This is a genomic window from Azospirillum sp. OGB3 (genome assembly GCF_014192915.1).
GTDB lineage: Bacteria > Pseudomonadota > Alphaproteobacteria > Azospirillales > Azospirillaceae > Azospirillum.
On record NZ_JACHYN010000062.1, the window covers coordinates 1 to 1,597 of the forward strand.

Genomic DNA, 1,597 nt, shown 5'->3' on the forward strand with positions numbered 1-1,597 from the left:
AGATGTCCATCTGGGTGATGGCTTGGCGCAGCGCCTGGTAGGCCTTGGCCTTGAAGCTCATCCCCTGATCCAGGGGTGCGACCGAGAAACTCATCATCTGCATTGGCGTTCCCGTCCCTCTCTCTCCGCCCCCGGAATGATCCGGGGTTTCCCCGGTTGACGGGGTTTGGGCCGCGCTTTCATTGCCCCGGAGAGGGAAGCGGCTTGGATTGGAGATACGGTATACCAGATGCCAGTTCATGACAAGCGGATATGTTCGGATCGCGGACTGTTTCTTCGATGAACGACGGTGCAGTGATTCCGCTGCGGCGGCCCGGGAATTCTGCGCCGCTTGCCGCCTTTTGGCATTCCGTATACGGTATACATACGCCGCATGACTGGTATACCGAATCCACTGTGGTTGGTGCGGATCGCTGGGGGTACAAACGTCCTTGGAACTACACGCATTCCTCCCTGTAGATTCCCCCACCTGACGGCTCCGCGGCTCTCTGCCAGCGGAGCCTTCTTTTTTTCTCCCGCTCGTGGACTTCACCCTGCGGCAAATTGGTATACCGTACACCAGACAGTTTCCCCACACTTCGCGTGCGTGTAAGTTGGCTGGGTCAACGAATCAGGCAAACGGAGGAAAGCCATGAAAGCTGCGGACATCATGACCCGTCAGGTGGTCACCATCGGTCCCGACGCCACGGTGACCGAAGCCGCCAAGCGCATGCTGGAGAACCGGATCAGCGGCCTGCCCGTCTGCGATTCGAACGGGCGCCTGCTCGGCGTCATCAGCGAGGGCGACCTGCTGCGCCGGGCGGAGACCGGCACGGTGCGCCGGGCCTCATGGTGGCTCGCCATGTTCGCGGGCGCACCGAACCAAGCCGCCGACTACACCAAGTCCCACGGCCGCCACGTGCGCGACGCGATGACCGAGTCGCTGATCTCCGTCACGGAGGAGACCCCGCTCGACGAGGTGGTCCGCCTGATGGAGGGCAACCGCATCAAGCGCGTTCCGGTGCTGAACAACGGCAAGCTGGTCGGCATCGTCAGCCGCGCCAACCTGCTGCACGTTCTCGCCAGCATCGCGCCGGACGTCTCCCCAGCCGCCGCGGACGACCGCGTCGTGCGCGACCGGCTTCTGGAAACCCTGCGGGCACAGCCCTGGGCACCGGAGATCAGCGAGAACATCGTGGTGCGCAACGGCGTCGTGCATCTCTGGGGCAGCGTCCGCACCGAGGCGCAGCGTGACGCCATTCGCGTTGCCGCCGAGAACACCCCCGGCGTCACCCGCGTGGAGAATCACCTGATCATCGTGGATCATGTCGCCGAAGGCGCGGTCGGCTTCTGAGCCAATCGCCGATACGGCAACAAAAAAGCCCCTTCCCGGTTCGTCCGGGAAGGGGCTTTTCCTTTCAGCAGACCTTTACTCGGTGGCCTTCACGACCTCTTCGGTGACCTTCTTGGCGTCGCCGAACAGCATCATGGTGTTGGGGCGGAAGAACAGCTCGTTCTCGACACCGGCGTAGCCGGCGGCCATGCCGCGCTTGATGAAGAACACCGTCTTGGCCTTCTCCACGTCGAGGATCGGCATGCCGTAGATCGGCGACTGCGG

Annotated in this window: 2 protein-coding genes; one reads left to right on the forward strand and one right to left on the reverse strand. The window is 63.1% G+C overall.

Annotated features, from left to right (window positions below; genetic code table 11):
• Window positions 1-631: 631 nt before the first annotated feature.
• Window positions 632-1,333, forward strand: coding sequence for a CBS domain-containing protein (locus FHW79_RS32250; protein ID WP_038528130.1), 702 nt, complete (start codon window positions 632-634; stop codon window positions 1,331-1,333).
• 75 nt (window positions 1,334-1,408) lie between these two features.
• On the opposite strand, the gene FHW79_RS32255 is transcribed toward FHW79_RS32250, so the two are convergent.
• The coding region (locus FHW79_RS32255; RefSeq protein WP_183182683.1) for an NAD(P)(+) transhydrogenase (Re/Si-specific) subunit beta at window positions 1,409-1,597 on the reverse strand (189 nt) is incomplete at its 5' end.

Coding starts and splice junctions, on each gene's coding strand:
- FHW79_RS32250 (WP_038528130.1), top strand. CDS start 632: ATGAAAGCTGCGGACATCATGACCCGTCAGGTGGTCACCATCGGTCCC.